This window comes from Variovorax sp. RKNM96, from assembly GCF_017161115.1.
Taxonomy (GTDB): domain Bacteria; phylum Pseudomonadota; class Gammaproteobacteria; order Burkholderiales; family Burkholderiaceae_C; genus Variovorax.
Window position 1 is genome coordinate 6,207,491 of sequence record NZ_CP046508.1, and the last position, 20,082, is coordinate 6,227,572.

Annotated in this window: 17 protein-coding genes; 4 read left to right on the forward strand and 13 right to left on the reverse strand. The window is 67.2% G+C overall.

The genetic code is table 11. The features are described from left to right. Positions 1–6 precede the first annotated feature (6 nt). The 5 genes from GNX71_RS28850 to GNX71_RS28870 are packed head-to-tail and all read right to left on the reverse strand — an operon-like array spanning position 7 to position 3,812. Complete coding sequence (locus tag GNX71_RS28850; RefSeq protein ID WP_206175589.1) at positions 7–1,293, reverse strand: dihydroorotase; 1,287 nt, start codon at positions 1,291–1,293, stop codon at positions 7–9. Beyond that, positions 1,290–2,252 carry an aspartate carbamoyltransferase catalytic subunit gene (locus tag GNX71_RS28855; protein WP_021012477.1) on the reverse strand — a complete coding sequence of 321 codons (963 nt, stop codon included), beginning with the start codon at positions 2,250–2,252 and terminating at the stop codon, positions 1,290–1,292. The genes GNX71_RS28850 and GNX71_RS28855 overlap by 4 nt, the downstream gene beginning before the upstream one ends. Then, positions 2,252–2,749 (reverse strand): bifunctional pyr operon transcriptional regulator/uracil phosphoribosyltransferase PyrR, encoded by a 498-nt coding sequence (gene pyrR / locus GNX71_RS28860; RefSeq protein ID WP_206179750.1) that lies wholly within the window; start codon positions 2,747–2,749, stop codon positions 2,252–2,254. Before pyrR ends, GNX71_RS28855 begins: the two co-directional genes overlap by 1 nt. Before the next feature lie 5 nt (positions 2,750–2,754). Next, entirely contained in the window at positions 2,755–3,204 is a 450-nt protein-coding gene (gene ruvX, locus GNX71_RS28865) for a Holliday junction resolvase RuvX (RefSeq protein WP_206175590.1), read from the reverse strand. A gap of 8 nt (positions 3,205–3,212) precedes the next feature. Then, entirely contained in the window at positions 3,213–3,812 is a 600-nt protein-coding gene (locus GNX71_RS28870; RefSeq protein WP_206175591.1) for a YqgE/AlgH family protein, read from the reverse strand. Here GNX71_RS28870 and GNX71_RS28875 point away from each other — a divergent pair, their 5' ends adjacent. Continuing rightward, positions 3,813–5,312 carry a deoxyribodipyrimidine photo-lyase gene (locus GNX71_RS28875; protein ID WP_206175592.1) on the forward strand — a complete coding sequence of 500 codons (1,500 nt, stop codon included), beginning with the start codon at positions 3,813–3,815 and terminating at the stop codon, positions 5,310–5,312. A 43-nt stretch (positions 5,313–5,355) separates the two neighbouring features. Here the strand turns inward: GNX71_RS28875 and GNX71_RS28880 are convergent, their stop codons facing one another. The 6 genes from GNX71_RS28880 to GNX71_RS28905 all read right to left on the reverse strand — a co-directional run bounded on the left by GNX71_RS28880 (position 5,356) and on the right by GNX71_RS28905 (position 15,327). Further along, the gene (locus GNX71_RS28880; RefSeq protein WP_206175593.1) at positions 5,356–11,373 is read right to left on the reverse strand and encodes an Hpt domain-containing protein; all 6,018 of its coding nucleotides are present in this window, start codon (positions 11,371–11,373) and stop codon (positions 5,356–5,358) included. Positions 11,374–11,407: 34 nt separating this feature from the next. After that, positions 11,408–13,717 carry a methyl-accepting chemotaxis protein gene (locus tag GNX71_RS28885; RefSeq protein WP_206175594.1) on the reverse strand — a complete coding sequence of 770 codons (2,310 nt, stop codon included), beginning with the start codon at positions 13,715–13,717 and terminating at the stop codon, positions 11,408–11,410. A 42-nt stretch (positions 13,718–13,759) separates the two neighbouring features. Beyond that, positions 13,760–14,293: a chemotaxis protein CheW gene (locus GNX71_RS28890; RefSeq protein ID WP_206175595.1), complete on the reverse strand. Its 534-nt coding sequence runs from the start codon at positions 14,291–14,293 to the stop codon at positions 13,760–13,762. 19 nt (positions 14,294–14,312) lie between these two features. Beyond that, positions 14,313–14,678 carry a response regulator gene (locus GNX71_RS28895; RefSeq protein ID WP_042581921.1) on the reverse strand — a complete coding sequence of 122 codons (366 nt, stop codon included), beginning with the start codon at positions 14,676–14,678 and terminating at the stop codon, positions 14,313–14,315. Continuing rightward, complete coding sequence (locus tag GNX71_RS28900; protein WP_013543588.1) at positions 14,678–15,076, reverse strand: response regulator; 399 nt, start codon at positions 15,074–15,076, stop codon at positions 14,678–14,680. Before GNX71_RS28900 ends, GNX71_RS28895 begins: the two co-directional genes overlap by 1 nt. An 80-nt stretch (positions 15,077–15,156) precedes the next feature. Continuing rightward, positions 15,157–15,327, reverse strand: a complete 171-nt coding sequence (locus tag GNX71_RS28905) for a rubredoxin (protein ID WP_007838397.1) — start codon at positions 15,325–15,327, stop codon at positions 15,157–15,159. A 111-nt stretch (positions 15,328–15,438) separates the two neighbouring features. Between GNX71_RS28905 and GNX71_RS28910 the strand changes: the two genes are divergently transcribed. The 3 genes from GNX71_RS28910 to GNX71_RS28920 are packed head-to-tail and all read left to right on the forward strand — an operon-like array spanning position 15,439 to position 18,181. Beyond that, positions 15,439–16,401 carry a bifunctional hydroxymethylpyrimidine kinase/phosphomethylpyrimidine kinase gene (locus GNX71_RS28910; RefSeq protein ID WP_206175596.1) on the forward strand — a complete coding sequence of 321 codons (963 nt, stop codon included), beginning with the start codon at positions 15,439–15,441 and terminating at the stop codon, positions 16,399–16,401. A gap of 7 nt (positions 16,402–16,408) precedes the next feature. Continuing rightward, on the forward strand, positions 16,409–17,689 hold the full coding sequence (hemL, locus tag GNX71_RS28915; protein ID WP_206175597.1) for a glutamate-1-semialdehyde 2,1-aminomutase: 1,281 nt from the start codon (positions 16,409–16,411) through the stop codon (positions 17,687–17,689). A gap of 3 nt (positions 17,690–17,692) precedes the next feature. Beyond that, the gene (locus GNX71_RS28920; RefSeq protein ID WP_206175598.1) at positions 17,693–18,181 is read left to right on the forward strand and encodes a hypothetical protein; all 489 of its coding nucleotides are present in this window, start codon (positions 17,693–17,695) and stop codon (positions 18,179–18,181) included. A 24-nt stretch (positions 18,182–18,205) separates the two neighbouring features. Here GNX71_RS28920 and purH read toward each other — a convergent pair whose 3' ends face one another. After that, positions 18,206–19,813, reverse strand: coding sequence for a bifunctional phosphoribosylaminoimidazolecarboxamide formyltransferase/IMP cyclohydrolase (gene purH / locus GNX71_RS28925; protein WP_206175599.1), 1,608 nt, complete (start codon positions 19,811–19,813; stop codon positions 18,206–18,208). 15 nt (positions 19,814–19,828) lie between these two features. Beyond that, a complete protein-coding gene (locus GNX71_RS28930) occupies positions 19,829–20,065 on the reverse strand; it encodes a Fis family transcriptional regulator (RefSeq protein WP_007838304.1) in 237 nt (78 codons plus the stop codon). Positions 20,066–20,082: the final 17 nt, after the last annotated feature.

A 20,082-nucleotide genomic window follows, 5' to 3' on the forward strand; every position in this document is an offset into this window, starting at 1 on the left:
TTCTTTTTAACCGTGGACGACGCGGCCCGCGACCAGCGTGTGGCGCGCGCGGCCCTGCACCGGGTAGCCGGCGAACGGCGTGTGCTTGCCCTGGCTCTTGAGCGCATCGGGCTCGACCTGCCATTCGAGCGCCGGATCGATCACGCAGAGATCGGCCACGCCGCCTTCGACGAGGCGCCCGATGCCAGTGCCCGCGTCGGCCGTGGCCAGCAGTCGCGCCGGCGCGGAGGTGATGACCTCGATCGCCCGCGCGATGCCCGCGCCGCTGCGCTCGCCCCACTGCAGCGCGAGCGGCAGCAGCAGTTCGAGGCCGGTGGCGCCGGGTTCGGCTTCGGCGAAGGGCAGCGTCTTGGCGTCGGCCTCGACGGGCGTGTGGTCGGACACCAGCGCGTCGATGGTGCCGTCGGCCAGGCCGGCCGAGAGCGCATCGCGGTCGCCCTGCTGGCGCAGCGGCGGGTTCAGACGCGCGCGGCTGTCGAAGTAGCCGATGTCGGTGTCGGCCAGGTGCAGCGAGTTGATGCTGACGTCGCAGGTCAGCGGCAGCCCCTGCGCCTTGGCCGCGCGCACCAGCGACACGCCCGCGGCGCTGGAGATGCGGCACAGGTGCACGCGTGCACCGGTGCTCTTCATGAGCTCGACGATGGTGAAGATGGCGATGGTCTCGGCCGACACGGGCACGCCCGAGAGGCCCAGGCGCGTGGCGAGCGGGCCGCTGGCGGCCACGCCCTTGCCGAGGTCGCGGTCCTGCGGACGCAGCCACACGGTGTAGCCGAAGGTGCTGGCGTAGAGCAGCGCGCGCTGCAGCACCTGGGTGTCGGCCAGCGGCACGTCGGCCTGGCTGAAGCCGATGCAGCCGGCCTCGGTGAGCTCGGCCATCTCGGTGAGCACGCCGCCGGCCAGGTTGCGCGTGAGCGCGCCGAGCGGAAAGAGGCGCGCGCACTGCAGCTTCTCGGCGCGGAACTTGAGCATCTCGACCAGGCCGGGCTCGTCGAGCACGGGGTCGGTGTCGGGCGGGCACACGAGGCTGGTCACGCCGCCCGCGATGGCCGCGGCCATTTCGCTTTCGAGCATGCCTTCGTGTTCGTAGCCCGGCTCGCGCAGGCGCGCGGCGAGGTCGACGAGCCCCGGTGCGACGACACAGCCTGCGGCGTCGATGGTGCGGTCGGCCTTGAAGCCGGCGGGCAGGTTGCCGATGCCGGCGATCTTGCCGTCGGCGATGGCGATGTCGGTCTTCCTGTCGGTGCCCGAGGCGGGGTCGATGACGCGGCCGTTGGTAATCAGTGTTCTGCTCATGCTTCGTTTCCTGCCACGATGCTCATCACGGCCATGCGGACCGCGATGCCGAAGGTGACCTGCGGAAGGATCACGCTCTGCTTGCCATCGACCACGGCGGAGTCGATTTCCACGCCGCGGTTGATGGGCCCGGGGTGCATCACGATCGCGTCCGACTTCGCCAGCTGCAGCTTCTCGGGCGTGAGGCCGTAGGTCTTGAAGAACTCCTGCGACGAAGGCAGCAGCGCGCCGCTCATGCGCTCGTTCTGCAGGCGCAGCATGATGATGACGTCGCAGTCCTTGATGCCTTCTTCGAGCGTGTGGCACACGCGCACGCCCATGCCGGCCATGTCGCCGGGCACGAGGGTCTTCGGGCCGACCACGCGCACTTCGGCGCAGCCCAGCGTGGTGAGCGCGTGGATGTCGGAGCGCGCCACGCGCGAATGCAGCACGTCGCCCACGATCGCAACCGTGAGGTTCGCGAAGTCTTTCTTGTAGTGGCGGATCGTGTACATGTCGAGCAGCCCCTGCGTCGGGTGCGCGTGGCGACCGTCGCCGGCATTCACCACGTGCACATGCGGTGCCACGTGCTGCGCGATCAGGTAGGGCGCGCCCGACTCGCTGTGGCGCACCACGAACAGGTCGGCGGCCATGGCGCTCAGGTTGGCGATGGTGTCCAGGAGCGACTCGCCCTTGGTGGCCGAGGAGCGCGCGATGTCCAGGTTGATGACGTCGGCACTCAGGCGCTTGGCCGCGATCTCGAAGGTGGTACGCGTGCGCGTGCTGTTCTCGAAGAACAGGTTGAACACGCTCTTGCCGCGCAGCAGCGGCACCTTCTTCACCTCGCGGTCGCTCACGCTGGTGAAGTTGGCGGCGGTGTCCAGGATGTGCGTGACGATGTCCTTGGGCAGGCCCTCGATCGACAGCAGGTGGATGAGCTCGCCGTTCTTGTTGAGCTGCGGATTTCGCTTGTAGAGCATTACTTGCTTTCCTCCACCTTGAGGCTGAAGGCGCCGTCGTTGGCGCGGGCGAGCGCGAGGAGTTGCGTATCCGGGAGCGTGAGCCTGGCAGCGGCGAAATCGGCGGCCACGGGCAGTTCGCGGCCACCGCGGTCGACCAACACGGCGAGCCGCACGCAGGCGGGGCGGCCGAAGTCGAACAGCTCGTTGAGCACCGCGCGGATGGTGCGACCGGTGTAGAGCACGTCGTCGAGCAGCAGCACGTCGGTGCCGTTCACATCGAAGGGGAGCGAGGTCTGCGCGCTGGCCGAGAGGCCGCGGCGCGCGAAGTCGTCGCGGTGCATCGCCGACGAAATGACGCCGGGCGCGCCGGGCAGGCCCAGGTCTTTCTGCAGCCGCTCGACCAGCCAGGCGCCGCCGGAGGTGATGCCGACCAGTTTGGTTTCAGGGCGCAGCAGCGCCCTCACGCCGGCCAGCAGCCCTGTGTAGAGCGCTTCGGCATCGGGAATGGCGGAAATGGAACTCACGGGAGACTCCTCAAAAATTGCTCCAGGATGATGCAGGCGGAGGCGGCATCGGCATCTTTTGCCCCGGACGACAGCGCCTCGGTGGTGCTGTAGCGCTCGTCGACCTCGAACACCTGCAGGTTGAACCGGCCCCGCAACTGGCGCGCGAACTTCTGCGCGCGGCGGGTGTTCTCGTGGGGCGCGCCGTCAGGGTGGTAGGGCACGCCGATCACCAGCGCGTCGGGCTGCCATTCCTTGATGCGGGCCTCGACCTGGGCGAAGCGGGCATCGCCCTCAGCCTTGATGGTGGCCTGCGGGGTGGCCGTTTGAAGCAGCCGGTTGCCGCTGGCCACGCCGGTGCGCTTCAGGCCGAAATCGAAGGCCAGGAAGGTCTGGAAATGGGACGGGACGGGAACGGGAACGGGAACGGAAGAATTGGCAGGAGCTGGGGCTGGGGCGTCTGGCATGACGGCGCTCATGCGTGTCCGGCGTCAGGCGACAGCTTCCAGGCCTCCAGGCCCAGCAGCAGCAGCGCCCTGTCGTAGCGCTGCTCGATCGGCGTATCGAAGATCACGGCCGGGTCGGCGCTCACGGTGAGCCAGCTGTTCTCGGCCAGTTCGGACTCCAGCTGGCCCTCGCCCCAGGCCGAATAGCCCAGCGAGACCAGCACCTTGCGGGGGCCGGCGCCGGTGGCCAGGGCCTCCAGCACGTCCTTGGAAGTGGTCATTTCCAGGCCGCCGGGAATGGTCATGGTCGAGGCGTAGACCGATTCCTCGGGTTTCTCGGCATGGGCGAAGACGGGTTCGTGCAGCACGAAACCGCGCTCGGTCTGCACCGGGCCGCCCTGGAAGACGGGGGCTTCGCCCAGCTCGGGGCGGGTCAAGTGGAGCTCGATCTTCTCGAACAGCACCTTCAGGTTGATGTCGCTGGGTTTGTTGATCACCAGGCCGAGCGCACCGCGCTCGCTGTGTTCGCAGAGGTACACGACGCTGCGGTTGAAAGTTTTGTCTTCCATCCCGGGCATCGCTATCAAAAAGTGATGCGTGAGGTTCATCGGGGCAGAATCGGCGGCCATATGCCACCCATTTTACTGGCCGTCGACAAGACCTACCCCAAGGGGCTCATGTGGTTCCGCCGAGACCTCCGCGTGGACGACAACGCGGCGCTCTACCGGGCCCTCCGGGCCTGCCGCCAGGTGGTCTGCGTTTTCGTGTTCGACAAGGCGATCCTGGAGGGACTGCCCAGCGCCGACAGGCGGGTGGAATTCATCCGCGAATCGCTGCTGGAGCTCCAGGCGGAGCTGGGCGCGCTGAGCGGCGGGCTGATCGTGCGGCACTCCCACGCGGTGCAGGAAATCCCCGCGCTCGCGAGCGACCTGGGCGTGCAGGCCGTGTTCGCCAACCGCGACGACGAGCCCGATGCGCTGGAGCGCGATGCCAAGGTGCTCGGCGCGCTGGCCAACGCCGGCATCGCCTTCCACACCTACAAGGACTCGACCGTCTTCGACCGCGACGAGGTCATGACCAAGACCGGCCAGCCCTACACGGTGTTCACGCCCTACAAGCGGGCCTGGCTCGCGAAGGTGGATTCGTTCTTCCTGAAGCCCTACCCGGTGCGCGGCCACGCGGATGCGCTGGTGCCGCCGCCGCAGGCCTACCGGGAGCCGATGCCCTCGCTGGGCGAGCTGGGCTTCGAGAAGACCAACCTCGGGACGCTGGAGATCCCGACAGGCGCGCTCGGCGCCGGCGTGCTGTTCGAGGATTTCTTCGAGCGCATCGACCGCTACGACGAGGCGCGCAATTTCCCGGCGGTGCGCGGCCCCAGCTACATGGGCGTGCACCTGCGCTTCGGCACGGTGTCGATTCGCCAGGTGGCGAGCGTGGCGCACCAGCTCTCGCTGCAGGGCAACGCGGGCGCGGCGACGTGGCTGAGCGAGCTGATCTGGCGCGACTTCTACTTCCAGATCCTCACGCACTTCCCGCACGTGCACAAAGACGGCGAATCCAAGAGCTTTCGCCCCGAGTACGACAAGATCCAGTGGCACCACGGCAAGCACGCCGACCAACTCTTCGACGCCTGGTGCGAGGGCCGCACCGGCTATCCGCTGGTCGATGCCGCGATGCTGCAGATCAACCAGAGCGGCTACATGCACAACCGCCTTCGCATGGTGGTGGCGAGCTTTCTGTGCAAGGACCTGGGGCTGGACTGGCGCCGGGGCGAGCGCTATTTCGCGCTGCACCTGAACGACTTCGAGCTGGCCTCCAACAACGGCGGCTGGCAGTGGGCGAGCTCCAGCGGCTGCGATGCGCAGCCCTACTTCCGCATCTTCAATCCGGTGACGCAGAGCGAGCGCTTCGACCCCGAGGGCAAGTTCATCCGCCGCTACCTGCCGCAGCTGGCGGGGCTGTCGAACGCGGCAATCCATGCCCCGTGGACGGCGTCGCCGGTGGAGCTGGAGGCCGCGGGCATCCAGCTCGGCGAGACCTATCCGATGCCCGTGGTGGACCATGCCGAGGCACGCGAGAAGACGCTGCAGCGCTACGGGGTGGCGCGGGCCAAGGCGCTGCAGAAATAAAAAAGGCCCCGAAGGGCCTTTTTTTGGAGAGCGCCGGAGCGCGTCAGGCGGCAGCCGCGAGCGTCGGCTCGGTGGTGTACGCACGCACCAGGCGCAGCAGTTCCTCTTCCGAGTAGGGCTTGCCCAGGTAGTGGTTCACGCCCAGCGTGCGCGCGTAGTCGCGGTGCTTCTCGGCGATGCGCGAGGTGATCATGATGATCGGCAGCTCGGCCAGTGCGGCATCGGCGCGGATGTTGCGGGCCAGGTCGAAGCCGTCCATGCGCGGCATCTCGATGTCCGACAGCACCACCGACGGGCGCTCCTGCTGGAGGCGTTCGAGCGCCTGCAGGCCGTCGGCCGCGAGCGACACGCGATAGCCTTCGCGCTGCAGCAGGCGCTGCGTGACGCGGCGCACGGTGATGGAGTCGTCCACCACCAGCACCAGCGGCACCTGCGGCGCCACCGGGGCCAGCACCGGCATCGGTTCCTGCGGCGCGCCCTGGTCGGCCGAAGCCGAGGAAGCCGCGTGCGCCGGCACCGCGAGTGCGGCGGCCTGGCGCTGGCGCGCCTGTTCGCCGTGCACTGCTGCCAGCGCCACCGGGTTGTAGATCAGCGCAACGGCACCCGAAGCCAGCACCGAGATGCCGGCCAGACCGGGCAGCCGCGCGAGCTGCGGGCCGAGGTTCTTCACCACGACTTCCTGGTTGCCCAGCACTTCGTCCACGTGCAGCGCAACGCGCTGTGCCGCGCTTCGCACGATCACGAGGGTGTTGTTCTTGGCACCGGCATGCTCGCTGCGGGCCGAGGCCTGCAGCAACGCACCGGCCCAGTAGAACGGCACCTGTTCGCTGCCGAACGGATGGCTGTTGTGCAGGTAGGCGGCCTCCAGGTCGGCGCCGGCCACGCGTTGCACCAGCTCCACCAGGTTCGACGGCACGCCGATCGACACCTCGCCGGCGCGCAGCATCACCACGTGCGTCACGGCGGTGGTCAGCGGCAGCACCAGCTTGAAGGTGGTGCCCTGGCCGGCCGTGCTGTGCGTTTCGATGCGGCCGCCGAGCGCCGAGATCTGCGCGCGCACCACGTCCATGCCGATGCCACGGCCTGCCAGTTCGGAGACTTGTCCGGCCGTCGAGAAGCCGGGCTTGAAGATCAGCTCGGTGGCTTCTTCCGGCGTGAGTTCCTGGTCGCCCGCCAGCAGCCCGAGTGCGCGGGCGCGCTCGGCAATGCGTTTCTGGTCGAGGCCGGCGCCGTCGTCGCGGAAGCTCACCGAGACGTCGTTGCCTTCGTGGTGCAGGTCGATGACGATGAGGCCGCTGGCCTCCTTGCCGGCCTTCTCGCGCGCCGCCGAATCCTCGATGCCGTGCGCCACGCAGTTGCGCAGCAAGTGCTCGAAGGCGGGCGTCATCCGGTCGAGCACGCCACGGTCCATTTCGATGGAGCCGCCGACGATGTCGAGGCGCACCTGCTTGCCGGTGTCCTTGGACGCCTGGCGCACCACGCGGTAGAGGCGGTCGGAGATGCCTTCGAACTCCACCATGCGCGTGCGCAGCAGGCCGCGCTGCAGTTCGCGGGTCTGGCGTGCCTGCACGCTCAAATCGTCTTCCGTCGCCTGCACCGTCTTTTGCAGCGTGCGCTGCACGGTGGCCACGTCGTTCACCGACTCGGCCATCATGCGCGTGAGTTCCTGCACGCGGGTGAAGCGGTCGAACTCGAGCGGGTCGAAGCTCTGCTGCGAGTCCTTGGCTTGTGCCAGGCGCGACTGCATCTGGCTTTCGGCCTGCACTTCGATGTCGCGCAGCTGCTGGCGCAGGCGGTCCAGGTTGCCCGTGAGGTCGGACAGCGACCCGCGCAGCTGGCCGAGTTCGGCTTCCAGGCGCGAGCGCGTGATGATGACCTCGCCGGTCTGCGCGACCAGGCGGTCGAGCAGCTGGGTGCGGATGCGCACGGCCTGGCCCGATGCGGCGCGCAGGGGCGCGAGCAGTGCGGGCGCCGGGCGCGGTTGCAGCATCGTGACGGCCGATTCGGCGGCCGCAGCGGCTTCGCCCGGTTCGACGGGAGAGGCTTCTTCGTCGTTCGCGGGCACACCGACGTCGGCTGCCGCAACCTGGGCCACGGAAACCGCCGGCACAGGCGCGGTGGCCGCGGCCACCAACTGGGCCATTTCGGCCTGGGTGGCATCGTCGGCCGCGCGCAGCGCGTCGAAGGTGGCCTGCAGAGCGTCCAGGCGGGTCAGCAGCTTTTCGATGTCGGCCCGCTCCGCGCCTTGGGAGCCCAGGACTTCGATCTCGGACTCCATGCGGTGCGCGCGTTCGCCCAGGCGCATGGCGCCGGCCAGGCGCGCGCTGCCCTTGAGCGTGTGCAGCGTGCGCAGCACCGAGGCGCGCGGCGCGCTGTCGTCGGGATGGTGCGACCACTGGCGGAGCGCTTCGCCCAGCTGGGGCATCAGGTCGGCGGCCTCTTCCTCGAAGATCGGGAACAGGTCGGCGTCGACCGCATCGGCGAGGTCGATTGCGTCTTCGGAATCGTCCAGTGCCACGTCGGCCATGCCGTCGCTGGTGGACACGATCTGCTGGAACGGCCGGACTTCGCTGCGCACGGCGGCTTCGAGCGGCATGGGTGCCGCCGCGATGTCGCGCAGTGCCTGCAGCGTGCCCTCGGCCGGATCGCGGAGGAACCCCACGGCGAACTGATGCAGCAGGCGGCGCAGCTCGTCGGCCGCTGCGACCAGCACCACGCCCTGTTCACGCGTGCCGCTGCCCTGCATCTGCAGATGCTGCAGCGCCGATTCGAGCAGGCGCGCCATGCCAGAGAGGCTGTGGAAGCCGACGGTGGCTGAACTGCCAGCCAGCGAATGCGCAAGGGCGATGGTCGAGTCGGGCAGGCGCTCGTGCGATTCGAGGGCCCATTCACCGACGTCGGTGGCCAGTTGCCTGGACCATTCGTCGGCTTCGTTGAGGTAGACGTTGTAGAGCGCGATGCCGATGCGCAGCGGACCGATCACCTTGACCTGGTCTTCGGCGCTGGCAGAAGTCGAGGCTTCTTCCTCGACGACTTCCGCCACATCCGCAACAGCAGCTTCTTGTGCGACGACGGGCTCCGGCGTCTCTTCTTCGACCACCACGACCGGTGATTCGGCGGGCGTTTCGACCGGGGCAGCGACTTCAGCGGCCACGGCTTCGGGTTCCAGATCCAGTGTCAGCTCGAGTTCAGGCAGCGCGGCCGGCGCTTCCAGCGGCGGCAGAGCCATGTCGTTGGCCTTGGGCTCGTTCGCCGGCACGGGCAGCGGGTTCAGATCCCAGGCGAAGTCGGGCAGACTGGCGGCGGTCGGCACGGTCGCCTCGATGCCCGCTTCGGGCTCGACGAGTGGCGCAGCGGCCGGCTCGGCGGGCGCCGGCGTCTTCGCGGGCGCCAGGAAATCGAAGTCGTCACCGGTGGGCAGCGCCGCCAACGGTGCGGGCGAGGTGGGCTGCTTCGTCTCGAAATCGATGAAGTCGGTGGACGTGAAGTCGTCGTCCGCGTCCGCGGACACGGGCTTCTGCGGCTCTTCGAGCGCGGGCAGTTCGGGGAACGGCTCGGGCGCAGCCTGCACCGGGAGGTCGGGCAGGAACGACAGGTCAGGCAGCGGCGGCAGCTCGGGTTCCGCGGCAATGTGGCGGGCAGCCACGGCCAGTTGCTCGGCGTCGGCCACGCGCACCGGCGGCGGCACGGGCTCGCCGGCCATCAGCGCATCGGCCACGCGGCTGAACGGGCCGGCCTGCCAGGAATGCGATTCGCCCGAGGCGATGGCTTCCACCCACTGGCCGAAGTCGCGCAGCGTGCGCTCGGTGGCGGACAGCATCTCCGGGGTGGCGGGACGCTGGTCGGCCAGCCAGGTGTTGAGCACCTGCTCGAGCGACCAGGCGGCATCGCCGAAGTCGGTGAGGCCGACCATGCGCGAGCTGCCCTTGAGCGTGTGGAACGCGCGGCGCAGGATGGTGAGTTCTTCGATGTCGTCCGGATGGCTGCCCAGTTCGGTGATCGCGGCCAGGCCGTTGTGCACCACCTCGCGGGCTTCGTCCAGGAAGATGTTCTGGAGATCGTCTTCCTCGAGCTCAGTGACCTCGGTGTCGGGCAATGCGCCCGGTCCGGTGATCTTGGAGGTCCAGCTCTCGGCCTTGCGGCTGAATTCCTCGAGCGGCGTCGGCTTGGTCTTCCTGGCGGGCGTGGCGAGCGCGGCGAGCTTCGAGGCGATCTGGGCGTCGACTTCCTCGATGCTGAGCACGGGCTCGGCCACGGGAGTCGCGACTTCGCCTTCGTGGCTGTCCGTCGCCTGGCGGCCCATGAGCGGCTTGAGTTCGCCGGCTTCGGCGTCGAACACGAACAGGCGCTTGGCCAGCGCGGGCTGGTAGCCCAGCATGTCGATCAGGAAGCCCAGCGCGCCCAGGTTGTTGCCCAGCGCGTCGAAGCCGGCCATTTCCTCGGCGGGCGAGGTGCTGACCAGCATGGCCTCGACGTCGTCGCGCATGCGCTGCACGGTAAGCGCGGCCTGGTCGAGGCCGAGCACGGAGAACACGCCGCGCATCTGCATGAGCTGCGTCGGCACGGTGCGCAGGAGCCCCTTTTCGGCGGGGCGGCGGAAGTACTGGTCGAGCGACTTCTCGAGCTCGCTCAGGTGGCTGCGCAACTCGTCGACCACGGTGCCCATGGTCTGGCGATCGCTCACGCGGCGGTACAGGTCTTCCATCCACGGCTCAAGCGGCTCGGAATGGCCGCCCGCACGCACACGTTCGATGCGGCCCGCGAGCTGCAGCGTGCGGGAGGTGAGCTGCGGATCGCTCGGATCGAGGTCTTCGAGCGCGGCCTCCAGGTACAGCACGGAGGTGGCGACTTCCATCGCCAGTTCGGTGTCGGGCGGCTGGCCCGACTTCACGGAAGCCTCGACGGCATGCGACAGCGCCTCGACGGCATGCGACAGCGCCTCGACCATCGGCAGGCTCGGCGGGTGCAGCTTCTGCAGCGATTCGCCCAGCTGCGCGAAGGTGTCGGCCACCTGGCGCGTGCGGGTGATGTCGCCGCCCGAGAGCGCCGACCACATTTCCTTGGCGGTCTCGATGCGCTTGCGCGCCTGCGTGAGCACCAGCGGATCGAAGCGGCCGAACTGCTCGACGGTGTAGTCGATGCGCTGCTCGTGGGCCACGCCCCAGGCGCTGCGCACGGTGCGCAGCGTGGCGGCCTCGTCGCGGGCGGTGGGCACGGCCTGTGCGCAGAAGAACAGCAGGTCCTGGCCGAGACGATCGGACACCAGGCTGTCGCCGCGCGCCAGCGTGGCGTATTGCAGCAGCACGCGCGTGGCGGCGCGCTTGACGTAGGCGTCGGCGGGAATCAGGCCGAGCGACAGCGCTTCGAAGAAGCCCGCGGCCAGGGTCCAGAAGCTGGCGACGCGGGGCAGCAGCGCGCCGCGTCCGAGCCCCAGGCACAGGCCCTGCAGGTTCTTGGCGGCCTGCATGTCGCCGGCCTTGACCAGCTGCAGCACTTCGCGGTCGAGCCGCGAACGCACGGAAGGGTCATAGGCGACGGCCGCCTGCGTGAGCGCAGGCTTGACCTCGACCCAGCGCCAGGCGGTGCTCCAGAGATCGGCCGGATGGACGCGCTCGTTGCCGCCCAGTTCCAGCACATCGCGGTATTGGGGGAAAAGTGCGACCGACGACACGGGCTTGCCGGCCAGCAGTGCACTGAGGAAATCGGTGACGGCGAAGCCGGCACGCTCGATCTTCAGGACGGCGCTGTCGGTGCAGCGCTGCGGTTCGGCAATGAAGCCCTGCACCGCGAATTCAATGGCGCCGAGCACCAGCGCCGGCGAGGAGTGCCCCACCATCTGCAGCGCGCCGACGGCCTGGTGCAGTTGCTGGCGGGCCATCTGCAGCGGGCCGCTCTCGGGCTCCGTTGCACTGCCCACGTCGCGCACGAAGCGCCGCAACGACTTGCCCACACCGTCGAGGGATTTCTGGATTTCTCCCAGCACCCAGGCCAACGGCCCGAGGTCTTCGGTGGCCGGCAGGTTGCCGGCGATGGGGGCCGTGGCAGGGGTTTGAATCGACACGTGGTTGCTCGCCGTTCTTATCTATCTGTTGTCGTCAGGCAATCTTGAAACGGGCTACCGAGCGGCGCAGTTCTTCCGCCATCTGCGAGAGCTCGCGCACCTGCTGGGCCGTGGTCCGCGTACCTTCACCGGTCTGCTCGGTCACCGCAAAAATGTGCTGGATGTTGGCGGCCACCACGTTGGCCGAATCGGCTTCGCGGGAGGCGGACTGCGAAATCTGCTCGATCAGCTCGGCGAGGCGGCGCGACACGCGGTCGATCTCGGTCAGCGCGGTACCCGCGTTGTCGGACAGCTTAGCCCCTTCGACCACACCCTGCGTGGAACGCTCCATGGCGCCCACCGCATCCTGCGTGTCGGTCTGAATCGCCTTCACCAGCGCCGAAATCTGGCGCGTGGCGTCTGCGGAGCGTTCGGCCAGTCGCTGAACTTCTTCCGCCACCACCGAGAAGCCTCGACCGGCTTCACCAGCGGACGCCGCTTGAATGGCGGCGTTCAGCGCCAGCACGTTCGTCTGTTCGGTAATGTCCGAGATCAGCTCGGTGATTTCGCCAATTTCCTGCGACGACTCGCCCAGGCGCTTGATCCGCTTGGAGGTTTCCTGGATCTGGTCGCGGATGGAGTTCATACCGCCGATGGCGTTCTGCACGGCCTGCAGACCCGACGATGCGGCTTGCAGCGACTGGCGCGCCACCGTGGCGGACTCTTGCGCCTGCGTGGACACGCCGTTGATTCGCTCGGCCATGGTCAGCACCGACTGGCCGGTTTCGCGAATTTCGCGCAGCTGTTCGGTCGAGGCGGCGAGCAGTTCGGTCGAGGTGTTTTCCACCTGCGACGTCGTCTGCGCCACACGAGTTGCCGTGTTCTGCACGTTGCCCACCAGCAAACGCAGTTCTTCCACCGTGTAGTTCACCGAGTCGGCGATGGCGCCGGTGATGTCCTCGGTCACGGTCGCTTCCTGCGTCAGGTCGCCTTCGGCCACTGTCTGCAGTTCGTTCATCAGCCGAAGAATGGCGGCCTGGTTGGCGTTGTTGATGCGGCCGGCTTCTTCCGAAGTCTGCTCGGCAGCCAGACGCTCGCGTTCGGCAGTTGCGGCACGTTCGCGGCCTTCGCGCACCTGCACGAAACCGATGGCGCCGGCGAGGGCCAGGGCGGCCAGCGACAGCACGAACAGCAGCACGATGGTGCCGGCGCCCAGGCCCGTGCGGGCGGAGAGCTTGTCCTGCAGGTCGCCGAGCGACTTACGCAGCGGTTCGCTGTCGGTCAGGATGGACGCCTGCGCTTCGCGCGCCGCCACCAGACCCTGCAGGTTGCCCAGAATGGCGGAGGCCTGCGTGCGCATCTGCTCGTAGGTCTTCAGGATGGCTTCGAGCTGCTGGCGCGTCTGCGGGTCCTTCGAGCCGGGGAAGCGCTGTTGCGCATTGCCGTCGAGCAGGCCGCGGGTGGTTTCCTGGAAGGTGTTCAGATCCTTGCCGAGCAGGAACACGGCGTCGGGGTTCACACCCTCGACCGTGAAGAATTCGTTGGTCGACTTGCCGATGCGCTGCGTCAGCATCACGAGCTGGCCGGCGGCCGAGATTTCGGGCAGCGTGGCGTTCTGCTGCATCTTCAGCGACGCGACGGTTTCCGTCATTTCGAGCAGCGTGGACGACTGCTGGTTGATGTCGCGCAAGGCGGCACCCACCTGGGTCAGGATCTGGCGCTGGGCCAGCACGGCCTTGGCGCTGGTGTCGGCGCGTGCAACGAGAGGATTGATCTTGTTCATCTCCTCGTCGTACTGGTTGCCCACGCGTTCGAGGCGCAATGCGTCGTCGCCGTTGGTCAGACCCGAGACGCGGCGCGTCAGGTCGTCGGCGCTGTCCTTCACTTCGACGAACGCCGAGGCGCTGCCGACGAGGGCCTGGGAGATCGATTTCGCCAGACGCTGCGACTGCATCAGCGACTGGCCGGTGGCTGCCACCTGCTGGGCGAGGCGTTCCGCGCGAAGAATGGCGGAGCCGGCCACCAGGAGCAGCAGCAGCACCGTGACGGCCAGCAGGATGGCCAGGATCCGCTGCTGCTTTGCCTGGCTGGAGCCTGTCCGGCCCGCGGCCGGGATGGCCTCGAGCGCCGCCGCGTCGGGGTTCTCGCCGCCGGCCAGGCCGTCGCCATCGGCGAAGCCGGTGGGCACAGGCGCAGCGGCGAAGGCGCTTTCGCCCTTTCTGGCGATGCGCACGGTTTTCTCGTCCGGAACCTGAACCGTGTCGACATCGTCGAGCGATATCGAACCGGAGCCGTCGACGCGGGCCTTGTCGTTCCCGTTGCTCACGGGCAGTAATTTCTTGAACTTGTCGGCGATCGAGCTCACGGTCGGTCCTTCAGGTGGTTGCCAGTGCTGCGTGCCAAGGCACTAAGCACCAATACTCAAAAACTGGGGTTGCTGCGAGAGCGCTTGCAGGTTGACTTCCTGCCAGCGCTCCCCTGCTGCGTCGGTGTACAGATGCCCATGCCACGCAGGTGCTTCTGCGCCCGGAGGTTCGGAAGCCGTGAAGGCCTCCGCGCCCCGCAACCCCGCCAGTCGGTCGACCAGCAATGCGCAGTTGACTTCGAGCAGCTCGTTGAACGCAACGAGCCGCGATTGGATGCGCGCCGCCTCGGTGGCGGCCAGTGCGCCGGACCCGCCTGTGGCGAAGCCCGAGAGCTGGACGACGCCATAGAGGCCGCCGCGCAGGTTGGCGACGCCGAGGAACCACGGCTCCGTGTAGGGCACGGGCTGCGGCGGCGTCCAGGGAAAGATTTCGCCGGCGTGTCCCAGCGGGAAGAGGTACTTGCCCTCGCCCGCCTCGACGGCAAGCCACGTCGCGGCCACGCCTGTCGTGCGCGCAGCCTGCAGACGGCTTGCAAGCCGGGACTGGAAGGCTCTCAGTGCGTCGCGATTCGCCATGGACTCAGCCGACTCCCGCTCAGGCCAGCGCGCTGATCTTGGACATCAGATCCGCCGCGTTGACCGGCTTCACGATGTAGTCGCGTGCGCCCTGGCGCATGCCCCAGACGCGATCGGTTTCCTGGTTCTTGCTGGTGCACAGGATGATCGGGATGGCCGCGTACTTCGGGTCGCGGGCGATGGCGCGCGTGAGTTGGAAGCCGTTCTGGCCGGGCATGACCACGTCCATGAGGATCAGGTCGGGTTGCTCTTCTTCCAGGCGGCGCATCGCGTCATCGGCGTTTTCGGCCGTCTTCACGGCGAAGCCGTTCTTCTGGAGGAGGTCCGTCAGAAACACCAATTCAGTCTTGGAGTCGTCGACGACGAGGATTTTTCGAATAGGCATTACTGCACTTCCTGTTGAACGATGCCAAACTGCTGCACGGCCTGCAGCAGTTGGTCTTTGGTGAAAGGCTTGGTCAGGTAGTCTTGCGACCCGACCATGCGGCCGCGGGCCTTGTCGAATACACCGTCTTTCGAAGACAGCATGACGACCGGAACCTTGGAAAAATGGGCGTTGCGCTTGATGATGGCGCAGGTCTGGTAGCCATCGAGACGCGGCATGAGGATGTCGCAGAAAATCAGATGGGGCTTGTGGTCGTTAACCTTGGAGAGCGCATCGAAACCGTCTTCCGCCAGAAGAACCTCGTGCCCACCCTGCTTCAGAAAAATCTCGGCACTGCGCCGGATGGTGTTGCTGTCATCGATGACCAGCACCTTGTAACCTGATCCATTCGGGCCCATTGCAAACGCTCCTGCTCATGAGACTTGGATGCCCGCCGCGCCGTACATCGACGCAGATCGCGTAGCCCTATGCCAATCTTTCAGATTTCAACCATTTCGAAGTCTTCCTTGCGTGCACCGCACTCAGGACAGGTCCAGTTCATCGGAACATCGGCCCAGGCCGTGCCTGCCGCGATCCCGTCTTCCGGTACACCCACCGCTTCGTCATAGATCCACCCACAAATCAGGCACATCCAAGTTTTCGTATTCATCGGAGCTTAAAGTCCTTGTTCATTAAATGCAACGAGTGTATCTATGCGTATCTCACTGGCGAGCGATAAACGTCGCGCCTATGCCACCATCCAGGGGATTCCGCCCGGCGTATGACCATCTACTTACTTCCAGCAGACAACGCCCGCAAACCGGGCGATCTTAACGACCCCTCGCAGGACGCCGAAGAGGTCGCCGAGCGCGACCTCAATCCGCCCTGCGTGCTGGTCTTCAATGCCAGCGATCCGAGCGGTGCCGGCGGCCTGGCGGCGGACGCCCTCGCCATGGCGTCGGTGGGCGCACACATTCTGCCCGTGGTGACGGGCGCCTACGCCCGGGACACGGCCGAGATATTCGACCATTTCGCGTTCGACGAGGAAGCCATCGCCGAGCAGGCGCGGGCCATCCTGGAGGACGTGGAAGTCCAGCTGATCAAGGTGGGTTTCGTCGGAACGCCCGACGCCCTGAGCACGATCGCCGAGACCGCCTCCGACTATCCCGAGGTGCCCGTCGTGGCCTACATGCCCAACCTGTCCTGGTGGGACGAAAACCAGATCGAGGCCTATCTGGACGCTTTTCGCGAGCTCGTTTTGCCGCAGACAACAGTGTTGGTCGGAAACCACAGCACGCTGTGGCGGTGGCTCCTTCCGGACTGGAGCGGCGAGCGCGCGCCCGGCGCGCGAGACATCGCCAAGGCCGCCGGCGAGTTCGGCGTGCCCTACACGCTGGTGACCGGCATGGTGCTGCCCGACCAGTTCATCGACAACGTGCTGGCCTCGCCGCAGTCGGTGCTCGCCAACGAGAAGTACGAGCGACTCGAGGCGGTCTTCGCCGGCGCGGGCGACACGCTCTCGGCAGCGCTGGCCGCCCTGCTTGCGAGCGGCACCGACCTGGTGGCCGCCACGAGCGAAGCCCTCGCCTACATGGACCGGTGCCTGGACGCGGGCTTCCGCCCCGGCATGGGCCACGTGCTGCCCGACCGCCTGTTCTGGGCCGAGCCCGAGGACGACGAGGGCGACGACGACCCCGACGCGCCCCAGGACTTTGCCCTCCCCCCTCACGACACCCGACACTGATCGATTGATGACCGACAAGAACGACACCCTCTTCGAGCGCGCCCGCGCCGTGATCCCCGGCGGCGTGAACTCGCCCGTGCGCGCCTTCAAGGCCGTCGGCGGCACGCCGCGCTTCATCCAGCGCGCCCAAGGCGCCTATTTCTGGGACGCCAACGGCAAGCGCTACATCGACTACATCGGCTCCTGGGGTCCGATGATCCTGGGCCACGGCCACCCCGCGGTGGTCGAGGCGGTGCAGAAGGCCGTGCTCGAAGGCTTCTCCTACGGCGCCCCCACCGAGCGCGAGATCGAACTGGCCGAGGCCATCCTCGCGCTCGTGCCCTCGATGGAAATGGTGCGGCTCGTGAGCTCGGGCACCGAGGCCGCGATGAGCGCCCTGCGCCTGGCGCGCGGCGCCACCGGCCGTAAAAGCATCATCAAGTTCGAGGGCTGCTACCACGGCCATGCCGACGCGCTGCTCGTGAAGGCCGGCTCCGGCCTCGCCACCTTCGGCAACCCGACCTCGGCCGGCGTGCCGCCCGAGGTGGTGCAGCACACCATCGTGCTCGAGTACAACAACCTGCAGCAACTCGAAGAGGCCTTCTCGCTGCACGGCAACGACATCGCCTGCCTGATGATCGAAGCCATCGCCGGCAACATGAACTTCGTGCGCGCCACGCCCGAATTCGCCAAGCGCTGCCGCGAGCTCTGCACGAAGCACGGCGCGCTCCTGATCTTCGACGAGGTGATGACCGGCTTTCGTGTCGGCCTGCATGGCGCGCAGGGCGTGCTGGGCATCAAGCCTGACCTCACGGTGCTCGGCAAGGTCATCGGCGGCGGCATGCCGCTCGCGGCCTTCGGCGGTCCGCGCGCCATCATGGAACAGCTCGCGCCGCAGGGGCCGGTCTACCAGGCGGGCACACTCTCGGGCAACCCGGTGGCCACGGCCTGCGGTCTGGCCACGCTGAAGGAGATTGCCAAGCCGGGCTTCTACGAAGCGCTAGGCAAGAAGACGCGCTCGCTGGTCGATGGCCTGAAGGCCGCCGCAGCCGCGGAAGGCCAGCCCTTCAACGCCGACAGCGAAGGCGGCATGTTCGGCTTCTTCCTCATGAAGGACCTGCCGCAAAACTATGCCACCGTGATGACAACCGACAACGCCAAGTTCAATGCGTTGTTTCATGGCTTGCTCGATCGCGGCGTGTATATTGCCCCCGCGCTTTACGAAGCTGGCTTCGTGAGCGCAGCGCACGGGGAGGACGACATCGCAGCCACCATAGAAGCGGCGCGAGAGATTTTCAGAACGCCTTAGTCCATGAACGCCCTGCGTCTGCTGCCGGTATCGAGTGTTGCTCTTGCTCTTCTTCTACCCGGCCTGGCGCAAGCGCAGTCCGCCTTCGAGCCGAAGAACATCTGGGTCAACCCGGGTTTCTATTCGGCGCACTTCGACAGCGGCAAGGGCCTGGAAAATTCCAACTTCGGGCTGGGCTTCGAGTACCCGCTGAGCGACACCTACCGCATCACGGGCGGCACCTTTCGCAACAGCGACCGCAGGCAGTCGAACTACCTCGGCCTGTACGTGCTGCCCTTCGAGTTCTACGGCGTGAAGTTCGGCGCGGTGGTGGGCGGCTTCGACGGCTACCCCAACTACCGCAACGGCAACTGGTTCCCGGCCATCCTTCCGGTGGCGGCCATCGAGGGCAAGAACTGGGGTCTCAACATCGCCTATGTGCCGACGATCAAGAACCGCCTGTACGGCGCCATCACCTTCCAGCTGAAATACCGGTTCGGCACCCACGAGTAAGCGGGCACCGAACCGCGCTTCCGTTCAATGACGGAAGTGGCGCACACCTGACAGGACCATCACGACGCCGCGCTCGTCCGCGGCATCGATCACTTCCTGGTCGCGCATCGAGCCGCCCGGCTGGATCACGCAGCTCGCGCCCGCATCCACCACCACGTCGAGGCCGTCACGGAACGGGAAGAAGGCATCGCTCGCCACGGCCGTGTCTTTCAGCGACAGGCCTGCGTGCTCGGCCTTGATGCTCGCGATGCGGGCCGAGTCGAGGCGGCTCATCTGGCCCGCGCCGACGCCCATGGTCATGCCGTCGGCACAGAACACGATCGCGTTGCTCTTCACGAACTTCGCGACCTTCCATGCGAACAGCAGGTCCTGCAGCTGCTGCGGCGTGGGCTGCTTCTTGCTGACCACCTTGAGGTCGCTCGCGGCGAGCTCGTGATTGTCGGCGGTCTGCATCAGCAGGCCCGAGCCGACGCGCTTCACGTCCATCTGGTTGCGGCCGTTGTCCCAGTCGGTGGCGCCGCCCGGCGGCAGCGCGATCTCGAGCACGCGCACGTTGAGCTTGGCCTTGGTGGCCTGGAACACCTCGAGCGCCTCGGGCGTGTAGCCCGGCGCCATCAGCACTTCGACGAACTGCTTGTTGACGGCTTGCGCAGTGGCCAAGTCGACCGGCCGGTTGAAGGCGATGATGCCCCCGAAGGCCGAGGTCGGGTCGGTCTTGAAGGCCTTGGCGTAGGCCTCGTTCGCATCCTTGCCCACGGCCACGCCGCAGGGGTTGGCGTGCTTGACGATCACGCAGGCGGGCACGTCGAAGCTCTTGACGCATTCCCATGCCGCATCGGCATCGGCGATGTTGTTGTAGCTGAGCTCCTTGCCCTGCAGCTGCTTCGCCGAGACCAGCGAGCCGGGCGCCGGATAAAGGTCGCGATAGAACGCAGCCTGCTGGTGCGGGTTCTCGCCGTAGCGCAGGTCCTGCACCTTCACGAAGCGGCCGTTGCTCTGCGCGGGGAAGAGCGAGCGCGTCGGCGCGGGCTGGCCGATGCTGGCGTCGAAGTCGATGGCCGAGAGGTAGTCGCTGATGGCGCCATCGTAGTCGGCGATGCGATTGAACGCAGCCACCGAGAACGCGAACTTGGTCTTGTCGCTGAGCTTGCCGTCGGCCTTGAGCTCGGCGAGCGCCACGGGGTACTGCGCCGCATCGGTGAGCACGCCCACGTCCTTCCAGTTCTTGGCCGCGCTGCGCACCATGGCCGGGCCGCCGATGTCGATGTTCTCGATCGCGTCCTCGAGCGTGCAGCCGGGCTTGGCCACGGTCGACTCGAACGGATAGAGGTTGACGATCAGCAGGTCGATGGTGTCGATGCCGTGTTCCTTGATCGCCGCCACATGCGCGGGCAGGTCGCGCCGCGCAAGCAGGCCGCCGTGAATCTTGGGGTGCAGCGTCTTCACGCGGCCGTCGAGCATTTCGGGAAAGCCGGTGTGGTCGGCGACTTCGGTCACCGGCAGGCCCGCATCGGCGAGCAGCTTGGCGGTGCCGCCGGTGGACAGCAGCTTGATGCCCAGCGCATGCAGCGCCTGGGCGAATTCGAGGATGCCGGTCTTGTCGGAAACGGAGATGAGTGCGGTCTGAGCCATGGGTATGCCGTGAAGTTATTTCAAAAGTTTGTGCTCGACCAATTTCTTGCGGAGCGTGTTTCGGTTGAGGCCCAGCCATTGCGCGGCCTTCGACTGATTGCCTTCCGCGCGCGTCATCACGACATCGAGCAGAGGCTTCTCGACCACGCGCACGAGCATCTCGTACATGCCGTCGGGTTCGGTGCCGCGCAGGTCGCGAAAGTAGCTGTCCAGACTGGTGCGCACGCAGTCTTCGATGTGTTTCTTGCTCATTGCTTCTTCTCTTCTTC